The sequence below is a fragment of the Streptococcus sp. KR genome (assembly GCF_002238115.1).
GTDB lineage: Bacteria > Bacillota > Bacilli > Lactobacillales > Streptococcaceae > Streptococcus.
Window position 1 is genome coordinate 1 of record NZ_NGVM01000042.1, and the last position, 3439, is coordinate 3439.

Annotated in this window: 5 protein-coding genes and 1 pseudogene; all 6 read left to right on the top strand. The window is 32.7% G+C overall.

Annotated features, from left to right (window positions below; all coding sequences use genetic code 11):
* Nucleotides 1–170 precede the first annotated feature (170 nt).
* On the top strand, nt 171–377 hold the full coding sequence (locus CBI42_RS10445) for a hypothetical protein (RefSeq protein WP_033681691.1): 207 nt from the start codon (nt 171–173) through the stop codon (nt 375–377).
* Nucleotides 355–1197, top strand: coding sequence for a hypothetical protein (locus tag CBI42_RS10450; RefSeq protein WP_094753942.1), 843 nt, complete (start codon nt 355–357; stop codon nt 1195–1197). The genes CBI42_RS10445 and CBI42_RS10450 overlap by 23 nt, the downstream gene beginning before the upstream one ends.
* A 9-nt stretch (nt 1198–1206) precedes the next feature.
* Nucleotides 1207–2013 carry a hypothetical protein gene (locus CBI42_RS10455; protein WP_256963769.1) on the top strand — a complete coding sequence of 269 codons (807 nt, stop codon included), beginning with the start codon at nt 1207–1209 and terminating at the stop codon, nt 2011–2013.
* A 27-nt stretch (nt 2014–2040) separates the two neighbouring features.
* The gene (locus CBI42_RS10460) at nt 2041–2304 is read left to right on the top strand and encodes a hypothetical protein (RefSeq protein ID WP_042751058.1); all 264 of its coding nucleotides are present in this window, start codon (nt 2041–2043) and stop codon (nt 2302–2304) included.
* A 57-nt stretch (nt 2305–2361) separates the two neighbouring features.
* Nucleotides 2362–3159 (top strand): hypothetical protein, encoded by a 798-nt coding sequence (locus CBI42_RS10465; RefSeq protein ID WP_094753943.1) that lies wholly within the window; start codon nt 2362–2364, stop codon nt 3157–3159.
* 9 nt (nt 3160–3168) lie between these two features.
* Nucleotides 3169–3439: pseudogene (locus CBI42_RS13025) on the top strand (hypothetical protein); the annotation flags it as partial.

Consider the following 3439-nt stretch of genomic DNA (forward strand, 5'->3'; position numbering starts at 1 on the left):
TGTTTGAAAGTATCGCCCATGAAAATCCAGAACTCTTTTATGTTCAGGAAGCGAAAAAATATTTAGGAAGTAATAATGTTTCCTAGTACCTTTCGTTTAAATTAAGTAAAAGAGAGTAATCAGATCAAACAAGACTATGCAACAGTTAAATTTACTAACGAGACAGGATTGTGGAAGGTATATCATGGAGAATAGGTTTAAAACTGGGGAAAGAGGTAGTTGCTACAGTTTTTGTTATTGGTACTTTAATTAATGGTGATACAGTTAGTGCATCGACATTTGGCTTTGGAGTCTTGATAGCGATTCTAGTAATTGCGATCGACTTCTTATATTTAAGTTCTACAATGGAGGATAATGGTGAAAGAGATAATAAATAACTATTCGTTGAAAATATCTAGATTTGAAATTCCCAAATTATATAATTTGACAAAAATAGTATACATTTGCTTAATTCCTATAGTTTGCCTATCATTTATAGGCATGGTTGTTGAATTATTTAAAGGTGGGGAAATGAATTTTATGAAATTCATTACTTATACGGTAGTATGTTTTGGGTTTGAGACATTGATTTCATTAAACAATAAACTGGTTAAATTAGCTGTAGATAATATCTTTTTGACAGATATTAATTTCGACAAGCACATAAGTTATTATCGTTATGTAGCTGAACACTCAGTCAAGTCTCAACAACTGTTTAATAATGCAAATTGTTTACTAGCTATTGCCCAAGCGTCATACTACCAAGGAAAGTTTGAAGAAACACTTGATAATTTGGAACGAATAAATTTTGAGGGTAAAAATTTTAATAAGAAATTTGAAATCGAATTATCCACAATTTACTTTAAGATTCTTTCACTTATCCATGCTGATAGAGCAGAAGAAATTTCGAACCAAATCGATATGTTAGCTACATTAAAAGTTCGAACAAATTCTCAGGTTGCTTGGAAGACGAATGTAATAAACATAATAAAAGCTATAGAGGATATTGTTTTAAAGAAAAAATCAAACGACTACTTCGACACCACTGAACCAGAAAATAAATTAGCTCGAATCATGTTCTCTTATTACGGAGCTCTCAATGCCCAGCTAAAAGGAGATGAAGCTCGTGCCCGTAGTTTGTTTGAAAGTATCGTCCATGAAAATCCAGAGCTTTTCTATGTTCAGGAAGCGAAGAAATATTTAGAATTAGTGAAATGAGAGTAATATATGAAATTGATTGAAAAAATAGTAAGTAGGGCGACAGAAAACACTCTGTTACAAATAGAAACTATTATTCAACTTAGTTCAGTCTTAGGAATATCTTTGGGAGTGCTAGCAGTGATTCTAGAATCTAAAGGTAATGAAAAATTATGGTCGTTAATATTTATATCATTGATGTTGGGATTCCTTATTCTTGTTTTATATTTACGAGTTGTGTCCAACAAGGTTATCTATTTAATGTTACACGATTCTATAGATTTAGAGATATATGAAGCTATGTTCAAGGCTGAAGCTGAGAAATCTATCAAACCTTATAGGTCAACCTATGAGGAAAATTTTCATTTTATTAAGGGACAAGTCAGTTTCCTACAAGGTGATTTTCAGTCTGCTAAAGAAAACCTAGCAAAGATTAATTTTAAAAAAATTTGGAAGAGATTCAGGGGAGACTTATTTCTAAGAACAAGCTCCAACCAATTGCTAGTTTCCATTCATCTCCAAGATGCGCAAGATATTGCTTTCTTTGAGGAACAATTGTCCAAGGCGCCAGATTTTAAAGGAAGCAAAGCTAAACTAGTCGTCCAAACTCAAGCCATAAAAGATATTGTGTTCAATAAAGAAGTGAACGACTACTTCGACATTACTGAACCAGAAAGTAAGCTAGCTCGAATCGTGTTTTCTTATTACGGCGCTCTCAATGCCCAATTAAAAGGAGATGAAGCTCGTGCCCGTAGTTTGTTTGAAAGTATCGCCCATGAAAATCCAGAACTCTTTTATGTTCAGGAAGCGAAGAAATATTTAGAAGGAGAAAACTGATATAAGTTCTTACCGTACGTCACCTATGTGAAAGAACATAACCAGGTCAAACAAGACTACGCAACAGTTAAAACTACTAATGAGACGGGGGTAAGAACGATAGATCATCTCACTCAAATTTTTAATACAACTGGTGAGGTAGTTAGTGGTACTTTTAATACAACTGGTGAGGTAGTTGGTATTGCTTTTAATTGGGTTGTAGAGCATCCTAAGGAAGTAGTAATTGGAGTTGTAGTAGCTACTGCATTCTTCTTTGGCGGGGACTTGTCACAGCTGGAGGTGCTTTACTAGCTTATTTAGCTAGTTTGTTTGTATAAATTAGTTTGTAATTTTTTATAGGAGTTTTTTATGTTAGATAATATTTCTAAGAATATCTCGAATTGGTCATCAATTCGAATCTGCAGTATACTGGAGGTTTTTATTTTATTTTATCTACGTTGGACAATTATTGCAACAGCACTTAGTTTATTATTCGTAAAATCAACCGTCGTTACTACATTATTGCTCATATTTCTAACATTACTGACTATTATCGTTGTAATAACTCATTTTTTAGTAAATCACGTTGCAGAAGTTATTTTATACGAGCAAGTGAATTTTATAAAATATATTTCTCTTTTAACTGAAACTTATGAAAGGCGGCCTGATAATAAAACAGGGAATTTAAATGCCTTAAATCTGGGTTTAGCTAGGTGTGCTTTCTATCAAGGGAATTTTAGTGAGGCAATCCAATATGCTGAACGAATAAGAGTTACAAGTTCTAAATTGAATTTGAAACGTATTTATGAACTAAACATCGTATTTATAGAATCATTATCATACCTTCATTTAAGGGAGACGGATGAAATTTCTAAACTTTTAGTTTCTTATGATTGGGAAAAAATTAAAATAATTGATAAAAATAGAATGTTGGATTTAATTGAACCAGTATCAAAAATACTTAATGGAGAAGTTACAGGCTACTTCGACACCACCGAACCAGAAAATAAATTAGCTCGAATCATGTTCTCTTATTACGGAGCTCTCAATGCTCAGCTAAAAGGTGATGAAGAACGTACCCGTAGTCTGTTTGAAAGTATCGCCCATGAAAATCCAGAACTCTTTTGTGTACAGGAAGCGAAGAAATATTTAGAATTAGTGAAATGAGAGTAATATATGAAATTAGTAAAAAAAATAGTAAGTAGGGCGACAGAAAACACTCTTCTACAAATTGAGACTATTAGTCAGTTAAGTTATATTATATCAATGATTATAGGAGCATTAGCAATTTTTTTAGAACGTCAACCTGAAACAAAACGGTGGGGGTTAATACTCGCTTTACTGATGCTACTTGTAGTCATCTGGATCTTATATCTACGTTTTGTCCTAAGCAAAGTTATTGTTCTAGTGTTACACGATTCTATTGATCTTAAGCTATATGAAGACA